A 23,887-nucleotide genomic window follows, 5' to 3' on the forward strand; every position below is an offset into this window, starting at 1 on the left:
TACCTCCGGAAAGGCTCGTCGATGTCCCCTCTCGCCCGCTGGTGCCACCGGCACCGGCTCGCCGTCGTTCTGGCCTGGGTCGGCCTGTTGCTCGCTCTCGGCGGCGGGGTCGGCGCGGCCGGCGACGCCTTCGGCAACAGCCCGACCTCGCAGGACACCGACTCGGCCAGGGCGACGGCCCTGCTGCAGCGAGCTTCCGACAGCGCGGCGGGCAGGAGCGGCCGGGTCGTCTGGCAGCTGGAGGACGGCAAGGTCACGGTGCCCGCCGCCGAGCGGACGATGACGGCCGCGCTGGAACGCATCGCCGACGCGCCCGGTGTCGCCGATGTGAGCAGCCCCTACGCGCCCGACGGCCGGACACAGGTCAGCGAGGACGGCAGGACGGCCTACGCCACGGTCTCGTTCGACCCGGACGTGGCGGACGCCCGGATCGACCACGTGAGGGACCTCGCCACCGCCGCGGGGTCGGCGAACCTCCACATCGCGCTCAACGGGCAGGCGTTCACCGTCAGTCCGGAGCCGAACGCGGTCGCCGACGCCATGGGCATCGTCCTCGCCTTCCTTGTGCTGCTGTGCGTCTTCCGCGCGGTGTGGGTGGCCGCGCTGCCCATCATCACGGCCGTCATGGGTGTCGGCACCTCCGCGGTCGCCGTGATGCTGCTCAGCCACGTCATCACGCTGTCCAGCACCACGCTGACCCTCGGCTCGCTCGTCGGGCTCGGCGTGGGCATCGACTACGCCCTGTTCATCGTCAACCGGCACCGCGCCAACCTGACGGCGGGCATGGCCGTGCCCGAGTCGATCGCCAAGGCCCTGGACACCTCGGGTCGCGCCGTGCTCTTCGCCGGTCTGACCGTCGTCGTCGCGCTGCTCGGCATGCTCACCCTGAACGTCGGCATCGTCGACGGCATGGCCATCGGCGCCGCCGTCACCGTCGTCCTGACCGTCCTGGCCGCCGTCACCCTGCTGCCTGCGCTGCTCGGCATGATCGGGGCACGGGTCCTCAGCCGCGACGAGCGCCGCGAGCGGACCGGCGAGACCGGGCGGCGGTCCTCCGGCCGGCCCGGCCCGTGGGCCCGGTGGGCCGAGCAGGTCCAGGCCCGGCCCAAGGCTCTGGGCCTGGTCGCCCTCGCCGTGCTGGCGGCGCTCGCCCTCCCCACGCTGTCGCTGCGCCTGGGCGCCTCCGACGACGGCAACCTGCCCACCACCTCGACGAACCGTCAGGCCTACGACATGATCGCGGCCGGTTTCGGTCCCGGCTTCAACGGCCCGCTCGTCCTCGCCGTCCAGGCCCCCACCGCCGCCGACCGGGCGGCCGAGGCGAAGCTGGTCTCCGCCCTCGCGCAGGTCGACGGCGTCGCCGAGGTCACCGCGGCGCCCATGAAGGAGGGACAGACGGTCGGTGTGATCTCCGTCGTCCCGACGACCTCGCCCCAGTCGGCGGCCACCTCGGACCTGATCTCCCACCTGCGCGACGAGGTGATCCCGCCGGCCGAGCAGGGCACGTCGATGAAGGTCTACGTCGGCGGACTCACCGCGAGCAACGACGACTTCGCGTCGGTCCTGATGGCCAAGCTCCCCCTCTTCGTGCTGGTGATCGCCGCGCTCGGCTTCCTGCTGCTGACCATCGCCTTCCGCAGCCTGCTCATACCGGCCGTGGGCGCCGTGCTCAACCTGCTCAGCATCGGGGTGGCCTTCGGCGCGATCGTCGTCGTCTTCCAGTACGGATTCGGCGCCGGAGCGCTCGGCCTCGGCGCGGCCGGACCGATCGAGTCGTTCGTGCCGATCCTGGTCGTCGGCATCATGTTCGGCCTGTCCATGGACTACCAGGTCTTCCTGGTCAGCCGGATGCGGGAGGAATGGGCGCACACCGGGGACAGCCGCCGGGCGGTCCGGGTCGGCCAGGCCGAGACCGGCACGGTGATCGCCGTCGCGGCCAACATCATGGTCTGCGTCTTCGGCTCCTTCGTCTTCGGCGGCATGCGGGTGATCTCCGAGTTCGGCGTCAGTCTCGCGGTGGCCGTCGCCGTCGACGCCCTGCTGATCCGCATGGTCGTCGTGCCGGCGCTCATGCACCTGTGCGGCCGGGCGAACTGGTGGCTGCCGCGCCGGCTGGACAAGGTCCTGCCCGACGTGTCGGTCGAAGGCCCCGCCGACGAGCCCACGCACGCACGGCTCCCGGCGCGCGAGCCGCAGACGGCCGGCGTGACCGATTAGTCGACGGGCACGGCGGGCTCGTCGGGCTCGTCGGGCTCGTCGGGCTCGTCGGGCTCGTCGGAACGGCAGCAGACAGACCGCCAGCCCGCAGTCGACGGACCGGTGGACCGGGGTACCGGCCACGAACGTGCGGGCCGGGCAGGTGGGGTGACCTGCGCCTCGGCCGGACCGCGCTGCCTAGAGTGAGGGAATGGACGTGAGTATGGTGTGGCGCCGATGGCTTGCCCGTCATGACCGTGTCAGAGACGCGCTCCCGGCCGTGCCGCTGGTCGTGGTCGCCGCCGCGGCGACCGCCGTCGGCGAGTCCTCCTGGCACGAGCCGCGCTGGGAAGAGGCGTTGTGGACCGGGCTGTCGTGCCTGCCGCTGGTCGTCCGCAGCCGCTGGCCGCTGCACGTCGCCCTCGTCGCTCTGGCGGGCGGGCTCTCCCTCATGGCCGCGGACCCCGACTTCGCCCTGGCTCCCGCGGCCGGCCTCGTCGCCCTGTACACGCACGCCGCGTCGGCCGGCCGGCGCGTCGCGTGGACCGTGGGCGTGGCGGCCGCCGTGGCGATCTCGGGGGTCTACGCCGCCGCCCACGCGGAGTCCCTGGTGAGCGGCGCCAGCCTGTTGCGGTTCGACTGCGCCGTCGCCGCCACCGCGCTCGGCCGCGCCGTCCGCACCCGCCGCGACAACCTCGCGCAGGCCCGGGCGCGCGCGGAGCGCGCCGAGAGCAGGCAGGAGGAGGAGGCACGCCGCAGGGTCGCCGAGGAACGCGTGCGCATCGCGCGCGATCTGCACGACGTCGTCGCCCACCACATCACCCTGGTCAACGCCCAGGCGGGAGTGGCTCACCATCTCCTGCGCCTGAACCCCGACCAGGCGTTCGAGGCACTGGCCCACATCAAGGACAGCAGCCGGGCCGCGCTCGACGAACTGCGCGCCACCGTAGGCCTGTTGCGTCAGCCCGACGACGCGCCCGGCACCCGCGCCCCGATCCCCCGCCTGGACGATCTCGACGCCCTCGCCGACGGGTTCCGCGCGAGCGGACTGTCCGTGCGCGTGGCCCGCACCGGCACTCCCGTGCCGCAGGCGGCCGCCACCGAGCTGACGGCCTACCGCATCATCCAGGAAGCCCTCACCAACACCCACAAGCACGCGTGCGCCACCCGGGCCGCCGTGGTCCTGGACTACGGCCCGCACTCGCTTCGGGTCACCGTGACGGACGACGGACGCCCCGGCGCGCCCAAGGGCGCGGGCACCGGCCACGGGCTGATCGGCATGCGCGAGCGGGCCACCGCCATCGGCGGCTCCGTCACCGCCGGCCCGCGTCCCGACGGCGGCTTCCAGGTCGTCGCCGACCTGCCGCTCTCCCTCGCGCCCGCAACCCTCTGACCGAACTGTGAGGAATTCCGCCCGTGACGATCCGTGTGCTGCTCGCCGACGACCAGGCCCTGCTCCGCGGCACCTTCCGACTGCTCATCGACGCGCAGCCGGACATGGAGGTCGTCGCCGAGGCCGCCAACGGCCGCGAGGCGGCGCTGCTGGCCCGCACCGAACGCGCCGACGTCGTGGTGATGGACATCCGGATGCCCGAGGTCGACGGCATCGAGGCCACCCGGCTGATCGGTCAGGACGAGGACTTGGCCGGGGTCAAGGTCCTCGTCCTGACCACCTTCGAGGAGGACGAACTGGTCGTGGAGGCCCTTCGGGCGGGCGCCGGCGGCTTCCTGGGCAAGGGCGTCGAGCCGGCTCAGCTCCTCGACGCCGTCCGTCTCGTCGCCGCGGGGGAGGCGTTGCTCTCCCCCACGGCGACCAAGGGCCTCATCGCCCGTGTCCTCGCCCAGCCCGCCCCCGCCGACCTCGTCGATCCCGGGCGGCTGGCCACGCTCACTCCCCGCGAACGCGAGGTGATGGTCCTGGTGGCCAACGGCCTGTCCAACGACGACATCGCCGAACGCCTCTTCGTCACGCCGGTCACCGCGAAGACCCACGCCAACCGGGCGATGACCAAACTCGGCGCCCGCGACCGTGCCCAACTGGTGGTCATCGCCTACGAGACCGGCCTGGTCCAGGCCGGAGAAGCACAAGGCTGAGCCGAGGCGACCGGCGAGGCTGGGCCGAGCCGAGGCCAGCGACAGGTCGGCCGGACACCGGTTGCGGTGTCCGGGAGAAGAGGGCCGACGGTGGGGGCGTCTGTCATTACCCTCGGCATGTCCGCACGCACTCGAAGACCGCCCCGGCACCGTGCCTGGCCCCTGACCACCGTCGACGTCGCCGACGCCACCGACTCACGCGGGCGATCGATGCCCACGAGACCTGGCGGCCGGCTCCTCACCAGCACCGCCGGCGGCCCGGCGACGCGCAGACCCCCGGCGCGGCCGCACGCGCGGCCGGTCGCCGACGTCGTCCTCGCAGGCCCGTCAGTGGTGGTGGCCGTGCCTGCCGAGGGTCTCCACGGGCGTTGCGCCGGGGCGGGTCCACTGCGGCACGGGGCGGCTGGTCGGGCCCCAGGTGGCGTTCCCGTCCGCGTCCGTGCGCCAGGACCAGCACGCGTCGCGCCCCTCGGGCCAGCCTTCGGGCTTGTCCTCCCATGCCTCACCGCGGCCGTACGGCGTCATGTCGAGCAGGCCCAGGGAACCGTTGACCCGCTCGTTGCCACGGCCCGTCGTGGAGTAGGTGAGGAACGTGCGGTCCCCGTCGCGCAGGAAGCAGGCGAGGTACCCCATCTCCCCGCCGACCGGCGCGGCCACGTCGCGCACCGAGTACCAGGGCTGGGTGTAGCCCATGAACTCCACGTAGGAGGCCACCTCCTCCCAGGGGCCGGTGGTCAGAACGGCGAACGAGACGCCACGGGCGTCGAGGTAGACCGCGTCCCGCAGGTGCCATGCCGTGGTGGTGCAGCCCTCGCACTGTCCCTGATGCGGCGCGCCGTCGTACCACATGTGCTGGTAGACCACGAGTTCGTCGCGGCCCTGGAACAGGTCCAGGAACGGGACCGGGCCCTCGGGGCCCACGACCTCCACCGTTCCGTCGAACTCCACCATCGGCAGCCGGCGGCGGGCCGCGGCGAGCGCGTCGCCCTCATGCGTGTGGGCCTTCTCGCGGACCAGAAGCTCGTCCCGGGCGGCCTGCCAGGCGTCCAGGTCGACGACGGGCGGGCGGCCGGGTGCGGCGGCGGTCGGGTCACTCGGCGTGGTCGGCATGGTGTCCTCCGTGATGTCTCGTGTCGGGCAGGGTCGCCGGACAACGGCGTACGACGTCCCGGGACGTCGCACGACGGTCACCAGACCAGACTCGTCACCCGGCCGAAACTCATCGCGGCGGCGCCGCGCCGGTGGGTCGCTCGTCCGAGCCACGCCCGGACACGTGCGCCGTCGGCTTCGATGCCGCTCCGCGGTGGCCCCGTGCTTCTCCCGAGGCGAAACCCCGGCGCACGGCGATGAGTTCCGGGACGCCACCCGGTCCACCCGTGGACGGCGTGGCGCCCTCGGCGTACGCCAGGACAGGCAAGAACACATGCGCAAGCTGATCGTGACCGCCATCGTCTCGCTCGACGGGTACTGCCAGGGGCCGGGCGGCAACGTCATGGCGCTGCCCATGGACGCGTCCCTCGACGCCTACTGCGCCGAGCGGCTGCGGGCCGCCGGCACGCTGCTGCCCGGCGCCCGCACCTACGACATGTTCCGCGGATTCTGGCCCAGCGTCGCCCCCGCCCCGCAGGCGACCGAGACGCAGCGGGAGATCTCCCGCCTGGACGACGCGATCCACAAGGTGGTCGTCTTTGACGGGCTCACCCCCGACCGGACCGCACCCTGGACGCGCACCACCCGGATCGTCGCCCGTTCGGCCGCCCACCAGCACATCGCCGGACTCAAGCAGGAGGACGGAGACGACATCCTCGTCTTCGGCAGCCGCACCCTGTGGAACGACCTGCTGACAGCCGGGCTGTCGACGAACTGCACCTCATGATCGGGCCCGTCTTCCCGGGCGGCGGCACGCCCGCCTTCCGGCAGGCCCTCGGCACACCGCTGCGCACCATCGGCACCCGTACCTGGGAGGGCTCCGGCAACCTGCTCGTGCGCTACGACGCAACGACCTGAGCGCACGTCGGCGGGACGGCCCCGCGCCGCACGGCAGCCCGGGGAGCGGAGTTTCGTACCCTGGCGGCATGCGCATGCGCCCCACCCTGAACTGGACCCCTGCCGCGGACCTGCCACCGGGCACCACCGATCTGCGGCAGGTCACCGACGCGCTCGGCGACGGCGGTGTGCTGGTGCTCAGCGGGGCCGGGATCTCCACCGAGTCGGGCATCCCCGACTACCGGGGCGAGGGCGGCAGCCTCAGCCGGCACACCCCCATGACCTACCAGGACTTCACCGCAGGCGCCCAGGCACGTCGCCGGTACTGGGCGCGCAGCCACCTCGGCTGGCGCACCTTCGGCCGCGCCCGCCCCAACGCCGGGCACCGGGCCGTGGCCGCCTTCGAGCGGCACGGGCTGCTCCGCGGCGTCATCACCCAGAACGTCGACGGCCTGCACCAGGCCGCCGGGAGCGAGGACGTCGTGGAACTCCACGGAAGCCTGGCCCGGGTCGTCTGTCTTTCCTGCGGCGCGTTGTGCCCGCGCCACGAGCTCGCCGAGCGGCTGGAGGAGGCCAACGCGGGCTTCGATCCGGTGGCCGCGGGGGTCAACCCGGACGGTGACGCCGACCTCACCGACGAACAGATCGGCGACTTCAGCGTGGTGCCCTGCGCGGTCTGCGGCGGGGTCCTCAAGCCGGACGTGGTGTTCTTCGGCGAATCCGTGCCGCCACGGCGGGTCGAGCACTGCCGCGAACTGGTCCACGGGGCGACCTCCCTCCTGGTACTGGGTTCGTCACTGACGGTGATGTCCGGGCTCCGGTTCGTCCGCCAGGCGGCCCAGGCCGGGAAGCCCGTCCTGATCGTCAACCGGGACCCGACCCGGGGCGACCGGCACGCCCTCCCCCGGGTGGAACTCCCCCTGGGGACAGCCCTGACCGCCGTCGCCGACCGGCTGGGCGTCCCCCTCGACGGACGGCAGCAACCGCCCCGGTGACGGGCCGCCGGGGCGTCGTCCGCACCGCGGGTGCGTCCCATACGGCAGGCGCGCGGTGCGCAGGGTCGCCGCGCGCCGGCACGCGGGCACTCCGGCAGGGGTCAGTCGTGGCGGCCGAGTTCTTGCAGGGCGCGGTCCAGCATGTCGGCGAAGAAGTCGACCGCGGCTGCGTCGACGCACAACGGCGGCTTGATCTTCAGGATGTTGAGATGGTCGCCGGTCGGCTGTACGACGACGCCGAGGTCGAGCATGCGGTCACACAGTGCGGCGGTCTCTTCCGTGGCGGGTTCCAGGGTGGCGCGGTCCCGGACGAGTTCGAGACCGAGGTAGAGGCCCGAGCCGTGGACGGCTCCGATGACGCGGTGGCGGTCCGTCAGCGCCTCGAGCCGGTTCTTCAGCCGGGCTCCGACGCGCGCCGCGTTGCCCTGGAGGTCCTCGTCGCGCAGGGCGTCCAGGACGGTCAGGCCCACGACGCTCGAGACCGGGCTGCCCCCGGTGGAGGAGAAGAAGTAGCCCTGGTCGCGGTACCGGTCGGCGACCGCCTTGGAGGTGATGACGGCTCCGAGGGGATGGCCGTTGCCCATCCCCTTGGCCACGCAGACGACGTCGGGGACGACCTGTTGCTGCTCGAAACCCCAGAACCACCGGCCCAGACGGCCGTAGCCGACCTGGACCTCGTCGGCGACGGCGAGGCCGCCGTGGCGGCGGACCGCCGCGTACACCGCGGCGAGGTAGCCGTCGGGCAGGGCCACTCCCCCGGCGTTGCCGTAGAAGGTCTCGCTGACGAAGGCGCCCGGCGGGCGGCCCGCCCCGGCCAGCTCGTCGATCGTCGCCGCCGCCTCGGGCCCGTAGCGCACGGCGTCCGCCCCGCGGTGCCGTCCGCGGTACGCGTTGGGCGAGTCGACGGTGTGCACCCAACTGGGGCGCGTGGCGAGGGCGTTCGGATTGTCCTGCAGGGAGGTGGACACGGCGTCGGAGGCGTAGGTCCAGCCGTGGTACGCCTCGCGCAGCGCGACGACGTCATGCTGTCCGGTGGCGCCGATGGCCAGGCGCAGGCCCAGATCCACCGCTTCGGAACCGGAGTTGACCAGGAACACCGTGTCCAGCGGCTCGGGCAGGAGGGCGGCGAGGCGTTCGGTGAACTCCACCACCGAGGCGTAGTGGAACCGTGAGTTGGTGTTGAGCCGGCGCAACTGCCGTGCGACCGCCTGCTCGACGCGCGGGTGGGCGTGCCCCAACGGGGTGACGTTGTTCACGATGTCGAGGTAGGAGCGGCCGTCGGTGGAGAGCAGGAAGTGACGCCAACCGCGTTCGATGCGGGGCGGGTTGGCGTAGTAGTGCCCCTGCACCGTCGCGAACACGGCGTCACGCCGGTCGAGCAGGTCCATCGCCTCCGTACGGTCGGCGGGCGGGAGACCTACGACCGGGGCGGGGTCGGCGGTGAGCGCGAGCCAGCCGGCGGCGTACTCGGGGCGGGTCAGGCGCGGGACGGCGGGGCTGCCGGCGTCGACCAGCGCCACGTGGATCGGGGCTCGGGACGGCAGCTCGGCGAGGTCCTCGCCCGCCCGGACGGTCGAACCGGCGGAAACGAGCGGGGTGATCCCGCCGGGAAAGGACAGCGTCAGCACCCGGGAGCCGTAGGTGATCTCCAGCCGGCCCGGCGCCGCGGCGAGGACCGTTCCCGCGGCAGGGGCCTGTGCCACGGCGGCACGGCCGAGCCACAGGTCGACGCCGGTGGGCACCGTGGCGGGAGACTCGGCCGACAGTGCCGGAGTCCGGGTGAGGCGTGGCTGCGCGTAGCGGGTGGCCACCGCGGCCGCGCCGTCCGACAACGCGGAGAGCGCAAGCCGGTTCTCGGCGTCGGCTTCGAGCCAGGCTCCGTGGTCCGTGCAGTCCGCGCCGGTGCTCAGGTCGAGGACGGTGAGGTCGTCGGCGGCGACGCCGCGCAGCAGGGAGCACGCCGGTGCGTCGGCCGGGGCAGGCGCACCGGCCCTGCCGACGGCGTCCTTGACGAGGTGCGTCATCACCCGGAGCGGCAGGCGGGTGGCCTGCTCGAAGATGCGCCACTCGCGGTCGAGTGCGGCCTTGGCGTAGGCGTTGTCCTCGTCGACGGATGCCTGGTGACGCCCGCTGGCGACCAGGACGGCGGCGCGCAGCACCACGAGCGGCCAGAGCGCCTCGGATTCCTCCGCGGAGAGCGGCCGTACGGCGTGGAATGCCTTGACGGCGGGCAGCACGTGGTGGGGTTCGGCGCCGTCGTGGTGGAGCATCGACGAGAGTGACACGGCGAGTTCGCCCACCGCCCAACTCGTCGTCAGGTCACCGAAGTCGATGACCCCGTCGGGCAGGGGCAGGCGGCCTTCGGGGGAACGGATCAGGTTGTCGTCGGTGAGGTCGAGGTGCACGGTCTGCGACGGCAGCGCGGCGGCGAGTCCGGCGACCTGTGCCCAGGCGTCGGCGGTCGCGGCCTGGACGGCGGCGCGCCGGTCGGGCTCGTCGATGTGCCGGGCGAGCTCGGCGACGACACGGGGGGCGTGCTGCAGGTCCCATTGGAGAACGCGGTCGAGGCCCGGGTGCCGGAAGTCGCGCAGGGCGGTGCTCACCTTCGCGACGATCGTCCCCATGGCGGCCACCGCGGCCGGGGGCAGGTGCCGGGGGCCGGTGAGCGAGCCGCCGGGCAGGTACCGCAGCAACCGTGCGACGGCCGGCCCGCTCTCGGTGTCCACGGTCGCGCAGCGAGGGGAGCCGTCGGGGCGGCGCAGGACGGTGGCGATGCGCAGTTCCGGGTGTGCCTCCGCGATCAGGTCGGCGGCCCTGTCCTGGGCTTCGATCTCCACCGGCCCGAAGGCGGGGTTGGCGATCTTCAGGACCGCCAGGGCGGTGCCGTCGTCCGCGCGCAGCAGGAAGTTGGCGTCCTGCTGGCTTCCCAGTGCCGTCGCCCGGGCGGTGACGCCGAGGTGCCGGGCGGCGATGCGCTCGGCAAGGGCCGTGGTCACCTGCGGCGCCGGAAGGGCGTCCTGAGCGAAGAAATCGACGGTGCGGCGCTCGTCGTGCGGCATGCAGGGGTCCTCGGCTGGGTGCGCGGGCGTGGGGCGGCGTGGGGACAGGGGGCGGGGGGCGGGGGTGGGGACAGAGGTGGGGGCGCAGACCGTCAGGGCGCGGAGGGCGGATGCCCCTGGTCGACCTCCCACAGGAAGCGGTGGGTGTGAATCGCGAAGTAGGGGAAGCTCTCCACGGACGCGACGCCCTCGACGGCCCGAACGACGTCGTTGACGAAGTCCAGGAGATCACGGGGGCTGCCGCACACCACCTCGGCGAACAGGTCGTAGCGGCCCGCGGTCAGGACCGTGTAGACGACTTCGTCGTGCGTGGACAGTTCATCGGCCACCGCTCGGGAATCGCCCTCGACGCCCAGGCCCAGAAGCGCCATCGCCTGCCGGCTCGTGGTCATGGGGTCGGTCACCCCGACGACCTGCACCGCCCTGGTGTCGATCAGTCGCTGCAGCCGGAGTCTCGCGGCCGAGGGCGACAGCCCCACTTTCGGCCCCAGCTCGGCATACGGGATGCGGCCGTCGACCTGCAGCTCCCGAAGGATGGCCCGGTCGATGTCGTCCACGGAGCACCTCTGTCCCTTCCGCACGCACACGTCTCTCCTGCGCGAACGGCACGCCATACGTTCGTTTCCAGCACAATGACGGATCGGCTCGCTCGAATCAAGCGCATGGACGACGGAATCGAGCGTGGGCCCGGCGTGATTCCCCACTCAGCCGCGATGCCGCCGTCCGTGCGGGGGACGCTCAGCCCTTGACGGCCGAGCTGGCCACGCCCTGGACGAACCAGCGCTGGAAGAACGCGAACACGATCAGGACGGGCAGCACCAGCAGGACCCCGAAGGCGAGGATCTGCCCCCAGTCCGGGGGCAGTTGGGCCTGGAAGACGCTCATCTCCAGCGGCAGCGGGCGTACGGAGGGGTCGGAGACCATCAGCACCGGCCACAGGAAGGAGCCCCACTGGGTGAGGAACGTCAGGATCGCCACCGAGGCGAAGGCCGGCTTGGACATCGGGACGATGATGGCGAAGAAGGTGCGCCAGGGGCCCGCGCCGTCGAGGCGGGCGGCTTCCTCGATGCTCGGCGGGATCGAACGGAAGAACGTGTGGAACTGGTAGACCGAGAAGGCGTTGGCGACGAACGGGATCGCCTGGATGAAGACGGTGTTGCGCTGTTCGTTGAACATGTAGAACAGCGGGACCGCCACCGACTCGAACGGGACCAGCATCAGCAGCAGGACCAGGGTGAAGACGGCGTTGCGGCCGCGCCACTTCAGCCGTGACAGACCGTAGGCCGCCATCGAGTTGACGAACAGGCCGCCCGTCACCACGACGAACGCCACCAGCAGTGAGATCCCCATGAAGCGCCAGAAGTAGCCGGTGCTGTCGGAGTTCAGGCTGTCGAGAACGGCCGTGTAGTTGTCGAAGGACAGGTGGGTGGGCAGGAATCCCGACAGGCCGTTCAGCACTTCGTCGGACGGCTTGAGACTGCCCATGAACAGGTACAGGACGGGCAGCACGAAGATGAACGTCAGCACGCTCAGGACGGCGTAGTCGAGGAGGCGGCGCAGGGGCGTGCGGGTGAGGCCCGTGCCGGTGCTCATGGTCATTGTTCAGTCCTCGTTGTCGGGCCGGACGACGCGGCGCTGGACGAGGGTCAGGGCGACGACGATCAGGAAGAAGACGACGGTGATCGCGGACGCCTGGCCGACGTTGTTCCGGTCGAAGGCGGTGGTGACGGCCTGGTACATCACCGTGCGGGTGGCGTCCTCGTTGAGGCCGCCGCCCTTGACGAGGACGTAGACCTGGTCGAAGACCCGGAAGGACAGCACCGAGGTGAGCAGGGCGACGAAGACCAGGGTGCCCCGGATGCCGGGCAGTGTGACGTGGCGGAACTGCTGCCACCGGGTGGCGCGGTCGAGCTGGGCGGCCTCGTAGAGCTCGCCCGGGATCTGCTGGAGGCCGGCGAGAAGGATGACCATCTGGAAGCCGACCCCCTGCCAGACGGACAGCACGATGATCGACGCCATCGCGGTGGCGGAGTCGCCGAGCCAGTCGAAGGCCCCCCAGTTGCCGAAACTGACCGCGTGCAGCGCGGAGTTCAGCATGCCCTGGTCGCTGCGGGCGAGGATCAGCCGCCAGATCACGGCGACCAGCGCCATCGGGAAGACGACCGGCATGAAGAAGAAGGACCGGAACACTCCGATCGCCTTCAGCTTGCGGTTGAGCAGGATCGCCAGCCCGAGCGCGAGACCCGTCTGCACGGGGACGACCACCACGGCGAAGGTCAGGTTGTTCAGCAGGGCCCGCAGGAAGGGGCCGGACAGGTCGGGGTCGGTGAACAGCCGCCGGTACTGCTCCAGGCCGAAGAAGGCGGGCGGGAGCGGGGAGCCGAGGCGGACGTTGTAGAAGGAGAGGACGACGGCGTAACCGAACGGGACGCCCACGAAGGCGACGAGTCCGGCGACGGCGGGCGCGGACATGAGCAGTCCGTGCAGCCAGTCGCGGTTCTTGCGCGCGGTGCGCGCCGTCCGCGCGGCTTCTGCGGCGGTCACGGGCGGGGCCTTCTCCCGGGCGGGGGGCGCTGCGTGCGCCGGTTCGGCGGAGGTCACGGATGAGTCCTGTTCCCGGCGGGGGCGGGCGCGCCACCTGCGGCCCGCCCCTGGCCGATGGTCCTACGGGATCTGGTAGCCGGCGTTGTCGGAGAAGTCCTGGTCGATGGCGCGGGCGGCCTTCTCCAGGGCGCTCCTGGGGTCGGCTCCGCCGTAGACGGAGTTGAGGGCCTCGCCGAACTTGGCCGTGACGGTGGGATATCCGGCGGTCACCGGGCGGGTGACGGCGACGCACGTCCTGATGATGTCGCTGTCGCCGCAGGGCTTGGCGAGCTGGTCGGCGAAGAGCTGGAGCGGACCGCCCTGCTTGTACAGGGGGGACGCGGCGAGCGCGGTCCTGGTGGCGGGCGGGGCGCCGTTGGCCGTCGTCATCGCGGTGACGTTGGTGTCGTTGAGCAGGTAGTCCATGAACGCGCCGGCGGCCTTGGCGTTCTTGCTGTCGGCGCCGATGCCCCAAGCCCAGGAGCCCTGGCCGGTCTTGGGGCCGTTGCCGAAGTCGGGCAGCGGCAGGACGACGAGGTCGTCGCCGAGGGCCTTGCTGTAGGCGGGGTACATCCAGTGGCCGACCCAGCTGAGTGCGACGCGCCCCTTGGCGAAGGCGTTGCCGTCGGTGTTGGGGTCGACGTAGGTCTTCCAGGACTGGAAGGTCTTCAGCGCCGAGACCACGGCCGGGGCGTCGAGGGCGCCCTCCGCCTTGCCGCCCTTGATCAGCGAGCCGCCGGCCGACCAGACGACGGGCGCGAACCCGTAGGTGCCCCACTCGGTGGCGAGGCCGTTGTTCTCCTGGACGTCGAGGGTCTTGCCGTCGGAGTCCTTGGCCTTCAGCGCCTTGAGGGCGGCGGTGAACTGCTCGGCCGTCCAGTCGTCGGACAGACCGGTGGGGTACGTGACGCCGGCCGCGTCGAGCAGCTTCTTGTTGCCGTAGATCCCCAGCCCGGAGTCGTACATGCCCAGGCCGTAGTGCTTGCCGCCGATCTCGCCCTGCGACTTGCTCGCGTCGGTGGCGTTGGCGATGGTCTGGGAGGAGACGTAGTCGTCGATGGGGGCGAGCTTCTTGTTGTAGACGAAGTTCGCCATGGTCGGGCCGTCGAACTCCAGCACGTCCGGCAGCTCGGAGGCGCTGGTGGCGGTGATGGTCTTGGTGTAGTCGTTGCCGGGTATGAGCTTCAGCTCGACCTTGATGTCGCTCTGCGAGGAGTTGAAGGACTTCACCGCGGCCTGCACCGCGGCGTCCTCGCTCTTCTGGCCCTGGTGGGCCCAGACGCTGATGGTGCCCTTGCCGCTGCCGCCCTCCGCGGACGCGTCGGTGCCGCCGCCCCCGCCGCAGGCGGCCAGGGCCGCCAGGGGCAGGACGAGAGCCAGCCCCGTACAGGCTGTGCGGCGGTGCCTTCTGCTGGTCGAGCTCATGGTTGTGCCTCCGTGCTGTGGCGAGGGGTTCGGGGGTCGGGGCGTTTCTTCGCGGCGTGGGGGTGTGGGGGTGTGGGGCTCAGGGGGCAGCGGTCACCGCGGCCCGCGCGTGTGGGGCTCAGGGGGCGGCGGTCACCGCGGCCCGCGCGTGTGGGGCTCAAGGGGCAGCGGTCACTGCGGCCCGCGCGGCCGGGGCGGAGCGGTGGTCTCGCGCAGGACGAGGCGGATGGGCATCTGGACGTGCCCGGCGGGTTCGGCGCCGGGTTCGTCCAGCTGCCGCAGCAGCAGTCGGGCGGCCTCGGCGCCCTGCTCGGCGACCGGCTGGGCGACGGTCGTCAGGCCCACCACGTCGGCGAGTTCGTGGTCGTCGAAGCCGACGACGGACACGTCCTCCGGCACCTTGAGACGATGCCGGCGCAGGGCGCGCAGGGCGCCCATCGCCATCTCGTCGGACTGCGCGAACACGGCGGTCGGCGGGCGGGAGGCGGCCAGCAGTTCGGTCATGGCTCGCTCGCCGCCCTCGACGGTGTAGTCGCCGTCCGCCTCCAGCGCCGCGTCGTGCTCGATCCCGGCGTCGGCCAGGACGCCCAGATAGGCGTTGCGGCGCTCGATGGGTGTCGTCCAGTGCAGGGGCCCGCTGGACCCGCTGATCATGCCGATGCGGCGGTGGCCGAGGTTCACCAGATGCCGTACGGCGCTCTCGGTGCCGGCCCGGTCGTCGATCCCGACGACGGTGAAGCCGGCGCGGACGCCGCCGACCGTCGTGGCCAGCGGCACCCCCAGGGAGCGCAGCGCGGCCGACTCCTCCTCGTCGGGGATGAGGAGCGACAGCACCGCGTCCACCCGCTTGCGGACCGGCAGCCTGGTGAAGAAGCGTTTGCGGGTCTCCGGTGAGCCGAGGTTGTACAGCAGCACGTCGTACCCGGCGGCGCTGAACACCTTCTCGGCGGCGTCCAGCACGGTGCCGAAGAACCAGCGGCCCACGTAGGGGACCAGGACCCCGATCGTGTAAGTGCGGCCGCTGGCCAGGCTGGAGGCGGAACGGGATGCCGTGTAGCCGAGCTCGGCTGCGACGGCCGCGATCCGGTCGCGCACCTCGTCGGAGACGCCCGGCCTGCCGCGCAGGGCGCGGGACACGGTGGACGCGGAGACGCCGACCGCCTGGGCGACGTCGTTGATGCTGGCCGTCACGGCGCAGTTCCTCCCGTTGGATTCACGTCGGTGTGACCTGTGAGTGACGTGACCGTAAACCCGCCCACCTTGTTGCGCAAGCGTTTGCGTTCAGATTTACTTGGGCCGATTCACTGGTGATCCCGCTTACATCGAAGATCAGCGCATGCGTTTGGGCGCTGTGAGCCGACAGGAACTGCGCATGCGATACGCCCCGCCCGGCCTCTGCCTGAACGACTTCGCCCTGCTGCGGGACGAGGACGGCACGTACGCGGTGCTCCATCTGCAGGGCCCCTGGACGGCCGAGTTCGACCACCTGCGGATGGAGACCTCCTACGGCCGCGCCACCTCCACCGACCTGGTCGGCTGGCGGACGCAGGGCACCGCCTTCGGGGTCGGCCTGCCCGGCCGCTTCGACCAGCAGGCGGTGTGGACCATGCACCCCGTCCCGCACGGCGACGGAATGGCGATGTTCTACACCGGCGTGAGCGGGCTGACGCCGGGCGGCTGGCCGCTCCAGAGCGTAGGGCTGGCGTACTCCGACCGCACCGACGGCACCGGCTGGCGCCGCCACGGCACCGGCCCGGTCGTCGAGGCGGACCCGCGCTGGTACCGCACCGGCGAGCAGATGGCCTGGCGCGACCCCTTCGTCGTACGCGACGACGAGGGCGACGGATGGGTCATGGCCGTCTGCGCCAACGACGCCTCCCTCCCGGTCGAGGCCGGCGGCTGCGTCGCCTGGGCCACCTCCGACGACCTGGAGCACTGGACGGTCCAGCCGCCGCTGATCTCGCCGGGCGACGTCGACGAGTTGGAGTGCCCGGTCCTCGAACGCCTCGACGACGGCGGGTGGCTGCTCATCGGCTCCATCGGCGCCACGCGCGGCTTCGAGTCGTGGACGGCACCGCGGTTGCGCGGCCCCTGGACCCGCCGCGGTCCCCTCGGACCCACCGGGTCGTACGCGCCGCGGGTCGTCGCCGCGCCGGACGGCTCACGCGTCGTCCTGCACACCACGCCCCGCCAGGTCGGCCTGACCGACGCCGGGGAACGCTGCCGCGGCATGCTCGCCCAGCCCAAGTCCCTGATCACGGGAAGCGACAGCGCGCCGCGTCTGGAGTGGTGGAACGGCCTGGACGCCTGGCTCGGCGAGGCCACCGACCGGCCGGCCCTGCACGCGGTCGGCGACGTCGACGTCACCGGTCCCGTCGAGATCACCCTGCGCGCCCATGCCACGGACGGCGGCCGGTCCGCCCTCGCCGTCGGCTGCGACGGGAAGAACCTCTGGATCACCGGCCCGGCAGGCGACCGCCTCGGCGAGACGGTCCTGGCCGCACCGCCCGCCACTGTGCGCATCCTCACCGTCGGCGAGTACGTCGAGGTCTACGCCGACGGCGTCTTCGTCCTCACGGCGCTGTGCTACTCAGGGCAACCCGCCCCGTGGACAGCCGTCACCGAGGAACACAGCCGAACGATCCCGGTGCGCCCGGTCCGGCTGCCCGACCCCCACCGCGACGACGCCTCAGCCATCTGGCCCGGCCCCTGAACCACACGGAAACCCACCTGCCGGTCACTACCCTTGGTGCTGTGACCAGCTCTGTGCGGCTTCCGTTGCTGTTCGTCGACGTCGACGGACCGCTCATCCCGTTCGGCCGGAAGTCTCAGCCGTATCGGACCCGGGAGACGGATCCCGATCCGCGTGCAGCAGGCGCGAATCCGCTCCTGGCCAGAGTCGATCCGGCGCACGGGCCCAAGCTGGCCGGGCTGCCGTGCGAGCTGGTCTGGGCGACGACATGGGGGGACGACGCGAACGAGTGCATCGCTCCCCTGCTCGGTCTCCCACGGTCGCCCGTGGTGGCCTGGCCGGAGCCGTCCGCCACCGATGAACGAAACGCACGCGCCGGACTGCACTGGAAGACGCGAGCCCTGGTCCAGTGGGCGGCCGGACGGTCGTTCGCCTGGGTCGACGACGAACTCACCGACACCGACCGGGCCTGGGTCGCCGCCCACCACCCGGGGCACGCCCTGCTCCACCGCGTCGACGCCGGCCTCGGTCTCACCGACGGCGACTACGCGGCTCTCGGCCTGTGGTACGAGGAGTTGACGCGAGCTCGGAGAGCCGGAGGGTCTCCGAGCTAGCGACGCGTCAGAACTACTTGAGCGTCACGCAGGTCTTGGCGGAGTACCCCTTGAACTGAATGCAGATCTTCGTGTTCTTGGGGAACACGGGTCCCTTGTGTTCCCCGGCGTACCAGCCGACGCCCACGAAGTCGCCCTCGTCCTTGGCCTTCTTCCAGCCCTTGCCGACGTGGAGCGCGCCGCCCGGCTTCTGGTAGAGCCAGCGGGCGTAGAGGGTCCTGCTCGACTTGGTCCCCTTGTCCGCCCAGACCCAGGAGACGCCCCGGCTGTTCGAACCCTGCTTGTACCAGTACTTGACGACCATGCCGTATCCGCAGCTGTTCACCCCCGCGGGCGCCTTGGTGCAGACGTTCAGCCTCTTGTCGACGTAGGAGGCCGCCGAGGCGGGAGTCGCCGCCGCGGACACCGCCAGGGCTGCGGCCCCCGCCGCCATGGCGATACGTGTGGTCAGCCGTTGGGTCACGATGATTCCGATCTGTAGCGGGCTGTCGTGTCGATGAGCGGTGGTCCGCGAAGGCCCGGACATCCCAGCCGGGACGCCAAGGGGCGAGGCGGAGGTCCGGGCCGCTGACCGACGGCTCCGCCGACCACGCCGTGCCGACGCCGACCGTCATCGGCTCCGCACGCTCGCGTGGTGTCGCGCCGTCGCCGGCCGGCACGTGTCCGCCGTGCCGCGGGGGTTCGGCACGGCGGCGGCACCGTGTCCCGTGGTCCACTGGCGCGAGCCGCGACCGGGATGCGGAGACCTCCGTCTCCAACTGATCGCGAAGTCGCTCCAGTTGCGTCGGCTGCTCCAGGTCAGACTATCTACTCCCCATTACGGCCGAGCCTTTGGGGGGGCACGGGTCGCGATCACGCAGGAGGAAAACCCGTCTTCCGGTTCTCGCCGGGTGGGCAACCGCAGTGCCCCGTGTCGCCCGCGTCCGCCCGGCTGGGAGCCGCTCCCTGGTGTAGGTTCCCGCCGACCGGGAAATCGCAGGTCATGGGCTTGGTAAGGGCTTTGCAGGAAGCGGACCGGGAGCTGACCCGACTGGCGGCATCCCGGGTCCCGCCCGGTGTCGGCAGGGTGCTGTCGGTCGTGGAGGAGAGCGCGGAGAGCTCCAAGCTGTGGTGCGGCACCGCCGTGCTCCTGGCCGCGTGCGGCGGGCGGCGCGGACGCCGGGCCGCCGCCGCGGGGCTGACGGCTCTCGCCGTCGCGCAGCTCGCCTCCAACGGCCTGTGCAAGCAGCTCGTCGACCGGCCCCGGCCCCCCAAGGAGTGGATTCCGCACGACGAGGTGGAGGACCGGCCCGAATCGTCGTCCTTCCCCTCCGGGCACACCGCGGCCGCGGTCGCCTTCACCGCGGCTGTCGCCCCCTCCATGCCCGTGACCGGCGCCCTGTGCGCGGTTGCGGCCACGCTGGTCGCCGTCGAGCGCGTCCAGAGCGGCGCCCACTACCCCACCGACGTCGCCACGGGGGCTGTCATCGGCCTGGCCGGCGCCTGGCTCACCCGCAGCATTCCGCGCCTGGCGCGCAAGCTCTGGCTTTCCTAGCCGGCCGTGTCGCCCAGCGCGATGCGCGCCGTGATGCGCTTGCCGACCGGCTCCTGCTCGATGAACAGATGCTTGGTGACGGCCTTGACGATCTCCAGACCGTGCTGGCCGATCCTTCCCGGGTCGGCGGCCCGGGCCGCGGGAACGGCGGGTTCGCTGTCCCACACGACGATGTCGACGCCGCCCACGGTGATGCGCAGCTCCATCAGAACGGGCCCGGGAGCGTACTTGCGGGCGTTCGTCACCAGCTCGCTGACCACCAGCTGAGTGAGATCCCTCACCCGTGCGGGCACCGGCAGGCGATGCTCGACCTGAGCCTTGTCGAGGAAGGCCACGGCGTAATGGCGGGCGTCGGCGATGCAGCCGTCGCTCGCGCCCAGCGCATAACCGGCGCGCATCAGATACTCGTCCGGCTCGGTACAGCCGTCATCGTCGGCATGGGATCCCACGCGTTAGCCCTCACTCCCCCGTTTACGTGCGCCCGTACCCGCGACTACGGCATGTATGCCACATCGATGTCGTCCTGACAGCTGCCCGGGTGCATGCCGCCGTACAAGTGGGGCAGAATTCCGCGCACGCCCCTGACCCGGGTCCAGCCTAGGCGCAGTCGAGGAGACAGTGACCGACAACCAGCAAACGGACCGGCCGAGCCGGTTCTCCGTCCATCCCGTCGACGTCGACGGGGTCCGTGTGGTGACCGTGCACGGCGAGATCGACCACGACGTCACGGACATCCTCAGCGAAGCACTGGGGTCCGAGGCCGGGGCCCTGCCGCCCAGGATCGTGGCGGACCTCAGTGGCGTGTCCTTCATGGACTCCAGCGGGATCAACGTCTTGGTCGCCGTGCACCGGCGAGTGAGTGACGCCCAGGGCTGGCTGCGCATCGCCGGCGCCCAGGAGTCCGTCTCGCGTGTGCTGCAGCTGGTCGGCATCGACGCCGTCATCCCCTGCCATCCGACCGTCGAACAGGCTCTGAACACGTGACCGCCCTGTCCGGACCGTCCGTGCCGCCCTGTCCGTGAGCGCGGCCGCACTGCCGCCGGCAGGTCCCGGCTCACGCAGTGCGGCGGCGCCCGGTCCGCTGCCCGGATGATCGTCGCCGGCGCCCCGGCGCCGGACCGTCCTGCCGTGTCCATTCCGTCGGGGCCGCTCCGGACGGCCTCACCTCTGCGGGCCTGGCCCACAGAGGGGGCCGCGGCTCATCGCTGGGCCTATCGTCTGGTTCGGGGCGTTCCGCGACGATGGCCGTGCCAGTCCAGTATCAGGACCGTGGCGTCGTCCTTGAGGCTGCCGTGGCAGGCCTCGAGCACCGCGGATGTCAGGGCCTGCACGGCCTCTCTTGGATGCAGCGCGCGCGTTGCGAGGGCGACCGAGGCCAGGTCGGCGGCCACGGCACCGCGCTCCTGCATTCCGTCGGTGAGCAGGATCAGGCGGTCGCCGGGAAGCAGTTGCAGTTCCTGCAGGCGGTACGCGGTGGGCGCCGCCACGCCGAACGGCAGGTTGACGGCGAGTCTGACCTCTTCGACGGCGCCGTCGCGCAGCCGCAGGGGCCAGGGATGGCCGGCGTTGACCAGTTCGCACCGGCCCGAGTCGAGGTCGACGCAGAGCAACTGTCCGGTGGCCAGGCCACGGCTGTGGGTGAGCAGGGCCTGATGGGCCTCCTGCGCCTGTCTTAGGGCGTCACAGCCGCTGCGGCGGGCCTGCCGCAGCGCACTGACCAGCAAGGTGGCCAGCAGGGCCGAGTTCGTGTCGTGGCCCATGGCGTCGGTGATGGACAGGTGCAGGGTGTGACGGTCAAGGGTGTAGTCATAGGTGTCGCCGCCGATGTCGTCGGCGGGCATCAGCCCGGCGGCGAGGGTGAACTGTTCGGCCTCGCAACAGGGGGCTGAGGGAAGGAGTTGGTGCTGGATCTCCGCGGCCAGGCTGGTCTTGGTGGTGCGCCGGCTCAGGTGGTACAGATCGGTGAAGCGGCGGTCGGTGACGATGATGTAGGCCAGCGCGTGTGCCGCGTCGCGAACCTGCCGCAGCACGGTGTCGTCGCCGGACTGGAGGGTCACCTCCAGAACGCCGATGCAGTCGCCACGGTTGGTGACCGGCGTGAGGACGCGCTGTCCGCCCTGACCGTCCGGTTCCACGTACTGGCGCTGACTCCGCAGAACTCCGTCGTAGACACTGCCCTGCAGGCCGATCGGCCCGGCCTCGTCAGCGGCGTCTTCGCCGGCCGCGGCCAGCCGGACCAGCCGCTGACCCACGAGGTCGACGAACAGCAAGGACACGCGCTCCGCACCGAACCGCTTCTGCAGATCGTGTGCGACCACGTCGACGGACTCCCCGGGCGGCGCCGCCTCTGCAGCGGCCAGCAATTCGCCCAGTTCCAGATCTCCACCCTCCACGGCAACCTCCTGTCGGCTGCCGCACCTTCTTCCCCACATCTCCGCATCGTCACCTGATCCGTCCATCCTGCCTGGCCAGGACGGCGCGCGGGGTGGCTGCGTACGCTCCCTGCATGCCGAACCCAGAACTCCAGCGGATCAACTCCTTCCTGTCGGCCTTCGCCCGCCGCCAGGCGGCACGCGCCGTCGACTTTCCGGGCGGATTCGCCGTCCATGACGACGAATTCATACATTCCCGTGCGAACAATCAGGTCGTCGTCGACGGGGCGGTCGATGCGCAGGCACTGCCCGGCATCGCGGAGGAAGCACTGGGACATGTGCCACACCGTCTGATCTCCGTCCTCGACGACCACGTCGCAAGGGCGTGCACAGAGCCGCTGGTCCGGGCCGGCTACGCCCACTCCACCTATCTGGTGATGCTGCACGAGGGCCCGGTTCCGGCCGGCGGGTCCGCGCAGGAGACGGATCTCGACGCGATACGGCCCCCGCTCACCCGGCGATGGCGAGGTTTCCTCCCGGATGTCGACGACGAGGTCATCCGCCACCTCGTCGACCGGCGCGAGGCCCGCCGGCGCGGGGCGGACGTCGTACGCTTCCTCGCCGCCCGCACGGAGGACGACGAGGTCGCCTCATGGGCCGATCTCTATCTGGACCCGGCAGCCGGCACCGCCCAGATCGAGGACCTGATCACCTCGGAGGCCCATCTCGGGCGCGGTTACGCCGACGAGGTGCTCGCCACGGCGCTGCGCATGGCCGCCGACCGGGGCTGCGGCACCCGGTTCCTGACCGCTGACGCGTCGGACTGGCCGCGGCACTGGTACGAGCGCCGCGGCTTCTCCCCCATCGGCCACACGCACTGCTTCGAACGCGGCTGACGCGTCGAGTGAGGAGAGCGGCAGCCGCACTCGGCGCGGAGCCGGGTCAGGGCGCCGCCCTGGGCCACCGGCCCGTGACCGTTCTCCAACTGGCTCAACCGGCCCTACCGGCCGAGCCGGTCCGCCCGGCCCCGTCGGCCCGACCGTCCATCTCGTCAGGGGCCGGCTGCGCCCTCCGGCGGCCCCTCCAGCTTGCGCAGCAGCCCGAGCAGCGCCTCCCGCTCCGTCTCCGCCAGACTTCCGAAGCACTCCGCGAGCACCGAGTCCGCCACCTCGTGGCCCGCCTTCAGCATCCGCTCCCCTTCAGCGGTCAGATGGTGCTCGATGCGTCGGCCGCGCCCGGGGCGGCGGTCCACCAGCCCCTGTGCCACGAGTCGTCCGGCGAGCGTGCCGAAGGCCTGCTCGCTCTGGAAGGTCGCCGCCGCCAGTTCCCGTGCGCTGGCGCCCGGCGTGCGGCCCATCGCCCGTAGCGCGTCCCACTGCGCGAGCGTGCTGCCGATCGACGCGAGGCGACTGTCGAGCGCTCGGTGCTGGCGATACTGGGCGGCCTTCACGGCCCGTCCGAGAGTCTGCAGTTCAACGGCCATGCCTCCAGACTACCACTCTTACTAAGCTTGCTTATATAAACATCCTTAGTTACAGTCCGGGGCATGACCTCCGCACTGACGCTCACCGAATCCGGCCCTTCCGCCGGCCGCCCCGTACTCGTCCTGCACGGCGGCGGCGGCCCCGCCACCGTCACCCCGATCGCCGAGCACTTCGCCGCGACCGCCCACACCCTGCTGCCCACCCACCCGGGCTGGAACGGCACTTCCCGGCCCGACGACTTCACCGCCGTGACCGACCTCGCCGCCGCCTACCTCCGCCTCCTGCGCGAACGCCGCCTGTCCGACGTCCTGGTCATCGGCTCCTCGCTCGGGGGCTGGATCGGCGCCGAACTGGCCACGGCCGACACGGAGGGGCTGATCAGCGGCCTCGTTCTGATCAACTCGGTCGGCATCGAGGTCGCCGGTGAACCGATCCGGGACTTCTTCTCCCTCGACGCGCGCGGCGTCGCCGAGTACGCGTACCACGACGCCGATCGCTTCTACGTCGACCCGACGACCGTTCCGGCCGAGCGACTCGCCGCCGTCCAGGCCAACATGGCGGCCCTGCGCGTCTTCTCCGGCGGCCCCGCCATGAACGACCCCGCCCTCCGGCCCCGCCTCGCGACCGTCACCGTCCCCACCCTCGTGCTGTGGGGCGAGAGCGACCGCATCGCGACTCCGGCGTACGGCAAGCAGTACGCCGCGTCGTTCCCGGACGGGCGCTTCGAGACGGTGACCGAGGCGGGCCATCTGCCCCATCTCGAACAGCCCGCCCGCACGTTCGCCCTGCTCGACGCCTTCGCCGCCGAGACCGGGGGCCGCTGAACCCGGCCGTCACAGCGCCGCTCGCGCCG

At 71.8% G+C, this 23,887-nt stretch carries 23 protein-coding genes; 12 read left to right on the top strand and 11 right to left on the bottom strand.

Annotation, left to right across the window (positions count from 1 at the left end):
* Positions 1–21 precede the first annotated feature (21 nt).
* The 3 genes from ACZ7DE_RS30280 (at position 22) to ACZ7DE_RS30290 (ending at position 4,290) form a co-directional block, all read left to right on the top strand.
* Positions 22–2,217, top strand: a complete 2,196-nt coding sequence (locus ACZ7DE_RS30280; protein ID WP_470766701.1) for an MMPL family transporter — start codon at positions 22–24, stop codon at positions 2,215–2,217.
* 190 nt (positions 2,218–2,407) lie between these two features.
* Positions 2,408–3,589 (top strand): sensor histidine kinase, encoded by a 1,182-nt coding sequence (locus tag ACZ7DE_RS30285; RefSeq protein ID WP_470766703.1) that lies wholly within the window; start codon positions 2,408–2,410, stop codon positions 3,587–3,589.
* A 23-nt stretch (positions 3,590–3,612) separates the two neighbouring features.
* The gene (locus tag ACZ7DE_RS30290; protein WP_470766705.1) at positions 3,613–4,290 is read left to right on the top strand and encodes a response regulator; all 678 of its coding nucleotides are present in this window, start codon (positions 3,613–3,615) and stop codon (positions 4,288–4,290) included.
* Positions 4,291–4,617: 327 nt separating this feature from the next.
* Here the strand turns inward: ACZ7DE_RS30290 and ACZ7DE_RS30295 are convergent, their stop codons facing one another.
* A complete protein-coding gene (locus ACZ7DE_RS30295) occupies positions 4,618–5,400 on the bottom strand; it encodes a DUF899 domain-containing protein (RefSeq protein WP_470766707.1) in 783 nt (260 codons plus the stop codon).
* A 313-nt stretch (positions 5,401–5,713) separates the two neighbouring features.
* On the opposite strand from ACZ7DE_RS30295, the gene ACZ7DE_RS30300 reads away from it, so the two are divergent.
* The 3 genes from ACZ7DE_RS30300 (at position 5,714) to ACZ7DE_RS30310 (ending at position 7,271) form a co-directional block, all read left to right on the top strand.
* Positions 5,714–6,166, top strand: coding sequence for a dihydrofolate reductase family protein (locus tag ACZ7DE_RS30300; protein WP_470766709.1), 453 nt, complete (start codon positions 5,714–5,716; stop codon positions 6,164–6,166).
* Positions 6,163–6,297 carry a hypothetical protein gene (locus ACZ7DE_RS30305; RefSeq protein WP_470766711.1) on the top strand — a complete coding sequence of 45 codons (135 nt, stop codon included), beginning with the start codon at positions 6,163–6,165 and terminating at the stop codon, positions 6,295–6,297. The genes ACZ7DE_RS30300 and ACZ7DE_RS30305 overlap by 4 nt, the downstream gene beginning before the upstream one ends.
* 68 nt (positions 6,298–6,365) lie before the next feature.
* A complete protein-coding gene (locus tag ACZ7DE_RS30310; RefSeq protein ID WP_470766713.1) occupies positions 6,366–7,271 on the top strand; it encodes an NAD-dependent protein deacetylase in 906 nt (301 codons plus the stop codon).
* 101 nt (positions 7,272–7,372) lie between these two features.
* Here ACZ7DE_RS30310 and ACZ7DE_RS30315 read toward each other — a convergent pair whose 3' ends face one another.
* From ACZ7DE_RS30315 to ACZ7DE_RS30340, 6 genes are all read right to left on the bottom strand, one after another.
* Entirely contained in the window at positions 7,373–10,330 is a 2,958-nt protein-coding gene (locus ACZ7DE_RS30315; protein WP_470766714.1) for an aminotransferase, read from the bottom strand.
* A gap of 92 nt (positions 10,331–10,422) precedes the next feature.
* Positions 10,423–10,887, bottom strand: coding sequence for an Lrp/AsnC family transcriptional regulator (locus ACZ7DE_RS30320; protein WP_470766716.1), 465 nt, complete (start codon positions 10,885–10,887; stop codon positions 10,423–10,425).
* A 181-nt stretch (positions 10,888–11,068) separates the two neighbouring features.
* Entirely contained in the window at positions 11,069–11,929 is an 861-nt protein-coding gene (locus ACZ7DE_RS30325; RefSeq protein WP_470766717.1) for a carbohydrate ABC transporter permease, read from the bottom strand.
* Between the two features lie 3 nt (positions 11,930–11,932).
* Positions 11,933–12,931: a carbohydrate ABC transporter permease gene (locus tag ACZ7DE_RS30330; protein ID WP_470766719.1), complete on the bottom strand. Its 999-nt coding sequence runs from the start codon at positions 12,929–12,931 to the stop codon at positions 11,933–11,935.
* A gap of 63 nt (positions 12,932–12,994) precedes the next feature.
* Positions 12,995–14,338, bottom strand: a complete 1,344-nt coding sequence (locus ACZ7DE_RS30335; protein ID WP_470766721.1) for an ABC transporter substrate-binding protein — start codon at positions 14,336–14,338, stop codon at positions 12,995–12,997.
* A gap of 171 nt (positions 14,339–14,509) precedes the next feature.
* Complete coding sequence (locus tag ACZ7DE_RS30340) at positions 14,510–15,529, bottom strand: LacI family DNA-binding transcriptional regulator (protein ID WP_470766723.1); 1,020 nt, start codon at positions 15,527–15,529, stop codon at positions 14,510–14,512.
* Between the two features lie 181 nt (positions 15,530–15,710).
* Between ACZ7DE_RS30340 and ACZ7DE_RS30345 the strand changes: the two genes are divergently transcribed.
* Both ACZ7DE_RS30345 and ACZ7DE_RS30350 read left to right on the top strand, forming a co-directional pair.
* The gene (locus ACZ7DE_RS30345) at positions 15,711–17,051 is read left to right on the top strand and encodes a glycoside hydrolase family protein (RefSeq protein WP_470766725.1); all 1,341 of its coding nucleotides are present in this window, start codon (positions 15,711–15,713) and stop codon (positions 17,049–17,051) included.
* A gap of 41 nt (positions 17,052–17,092) precedes the next feature.
* A complete protein-coding gene (locus ACZ7DE_RS30350; RefSeq protein WP_470766726.1) occupies positions 17,093–17,644 on the top strand; it encodes an HAD domain-containing protein in 552 nt (183 codons plus the stop codon).
* Between the two features lie 13 nt (positions 17,645–17,657).
* On the opposite strand, the gene ACZ7DE_RS30355 is transcribed toward ACZ7DE_RS30350, so the two are convergent.
* Complete coding sequence (locus ACZ7DE_RS30355) at positions 17,658–18,107, bottom strand: hypothetical protein (protein ID WP_470766728.1); 450 nt, start codon at positions 18,105–18,107, stop codon at positions 17,658–17,660.
* Between the two features lie 519 nt (positions 18,108–18,626).
* On the opposite strand from ACZ7DE_RS30355, the gene ACZ7DE_RS30360 reads away from it, so the two are divergent.
* Complete coding sequence (locus tag ACZ7DE_RS30360; RefSeq protein ID WP_470766730.1) at positions 18,627–19,178, top strand: phosphatase PAP2 family protein; 552 nt, start codon at positions 18,627–18,629, stop codon at positions 19,176–19,178.
* Here the strand turns inward: ACZ7DE_RS30360 and ACZ7DE_RS30365 are convergent.
* Positions 19,175–19,627 carry an ATP-binding protein gene (locus tag ACZ7DE_RS30365; RefSeq protein ID WP_470766732.1) on the bottom strand — a complete coding sequence of 151 codons (453 nt, stop codon included), beginning with the start codon at positions 19,625–19,627 and terminating at the stop codon, positions 19,175–19,177. The two genes, ACZ7DE_RS30360 and ACZ7DE_RS30365, sit on opposite strands and share 4 nt — an antisense overlap.
* A 169-nt stretch (positions 19,628–19,796) precedes the next feature.
* On the opposite strand from ACZ7DE_RS30365, the gene ACZ7DE_RS30370 reads away from it, so the two are divergent.
* Positions 19,797–20,162 (top strand): STAS domain-containing protein, encoded by a 366-nt coding sequence (locus ACZ7DE_RS30370; protein ID WP_470766734.1) that lies wholly within the window; start codon positions 19,797–19,799, stop codon positions 20,160–20,162.
* A 227-nt stretch (positions 20,163–20,389) separates the two neighbouring features.
* Here the strand turns inward: ACZ7DE_RS30370 and ACZ7DE_RS30375 are convergent, their stop codons facing one another.
* Positions 20,390–21,571, bottom strand: a complete 1,182-nt coding sequence (locus tag ACZ7DE_RS30375; RefSeq protein WP_470766736.1) for a PP2C family protein-serine/threonine phosphatase — start codon at positions 21,569–21,571, stop codon at positions 20,390–20,392.
* Between the two features lie 113 nt (positions 21,572–21,684).
* Between ACZ7DE_RS30375 and ACZ7DE_RS30380 the strand changes: the two genes are divergently transcribed.
* On the top strand, positions 21,685–22,446 hold the full coding sequence (locus tag ACZ7DE_RS30380; RefSeq protein WP_470766737.1) for a GNAT family N-acetyltransferase: 762 nt from the start codon (positions 21,685–21,687) through the stop codon (positions 22,444–22,446).
* A 155-nt stretch (positions 22,447–22,601) separates the two neighbouring features.
* Here ACZ7DE_RS30380 and ACZ7DE_RS30385 read toward each other — a convergent pair whose 3' ends face one another.
* Entirely contained in the window at positions 22,602–23,033 is a 432-nt protein-coding gene (locus ACZ7DE_RS30385; protein ID WP_470766738.1) for a MarR family winged helix-turn-helix transcriptional regulator, read from the bottom strand.
* A gap of 63 nt (positions 23,034–23,096) precedes the next feature.
* On the opposite strand from ACZ7DE_RS30385, the gene ACZ7DE_RS30390 reads away from it, so the two are divergent.
* Positions 23,097–23,858 carry an alpha/beta fold hydrolase gene (locus ACZ7DE_RS30390; RefSeq protein ID WP_470766740.1) on the top strand — a complete coding sequence of 254 codons (762 nt, stop codon included), beginning with the start codon at positions 23,097–23,099 and terminating at the stop codon, positions 23,856–23,858.
* The last annotated feature ends 29 nt before the right edge of the window (positions 23,859–23,887 follow it).

The organism is Streptomyces sp. NPDC037083 (assembly GCF_055606485.1).

What these genes read in the sequence shown, in the direction of transcription:
- ACZ7DE_RS30280 (WP_470766701.1), top strand. Translation starts at nt 22, where the DNA reads ATGTCCCCTCTCGCCCGCTGGTGCCACCGGCACCGGCTCGCCGTCGTT.
- ACZ7DE_RS30285 (WP_470766703.1), top strand. Translation starts at nt 2,408, where the DNA reads ATGGACGTGAGTATGGTGTGGCGCCGATGGCTTGCCCGTCATGACCGT.
- ACZ7DE_RS30295 (WP_470766707.1), bottom strand. Translation starts at nt 5,400, where the DNA reads ATGCCGACCACGCCGAGTGACCCGACCGCCGCCGCACCCGGCCGCCCG.
- ACZ7DE_RS30300 (WP_470766709.1), top strand. Translation starts at nt 5,714, where the DNA reads ATGCGCAAGCTGATCGTGACCGCCATCGTCTCGCTCGACGGGTACTGC.
- ACZ7DE_RS30305 (WP_470766711.1), top strand. Translation starts at nt 6,163, where the DNA reads ATGATCGGGCCCGTCTTCCCGGGCGGCGGCACGCCCGCCTTCCGGCAG.
- ACZ7DE_RS30310 (WP_470766713.1), top strand. Translation starts at nt 6,366, where the DNA reads ATGCGCATGCGCCCCACCCTGAACTGGACCCCTGCCGCGGACCTGCCA.
- ACZ7DE_RS30315 (WP_470766714.1), bottom strand. Translation starts at nt 10,330, where the DNA reads ATGCCGCACGACGAGCGCCGCACCGTCGATTTCTTCGCTCAGGACGCC.
- ACZ7DE_RS30325 (WP_470766717.1), bottom strand. Translation starts at nt 11,929, where the DNA reads ATGACCATGAGCACCGGCACGGGCCTCACCCGCACGCCCCTGCGCCGC.
- ACZ7DE_RS30335 (WP_470766721.1), bottom strand. Translation starts at nt 14,338, where the DNA reads ATGAGCTCGACCAGCAGAAGGCACCGCCGCACAGCCTGTACGGGGCTG.
- ACZ7DE_RS30345 (WP_470766725.1), top strand. Translation starts at nt 15,711, where the DNA reads ATGCGATACGCCCCGCCCGGCCTCTGCCTGAACGACTTCGCCCTGCTG.
- ACZ7DE_RS30360 (WP_470766730.1), top strand. Translation starts at nt 18,627, where the DNA reads ATGGGCTTGGTAAGGGCTTTGCAGGAAGCGGACCGGGAGCTGACCCGA.
- ACZ7DE_RS30380 (WP_470766737.1), top strand. Translation starts at nt 21,685, where the DNA reads ATGCCGAACCCAGAACTCCAGCGGATCAACTCCTTCCTGTCGGCCTTC.
- ACZ7DE_RS30385 (WP_470766738.1), bottom strand. Translation starts at nt 23,033, where the DNA reads ATGGCCGTTGAACTGCAGACTCTCGGACGGGCCGTGAAGGCCGCCCAG.
- ACZ7DE_RS30390 (WP_470766740.1), top strand. Translation starts at nt 23,097, where the DNA reads ATGACCTCCGCACTGACGCTCACCGAATCCGGCCCTTCCGCCGGCCGC.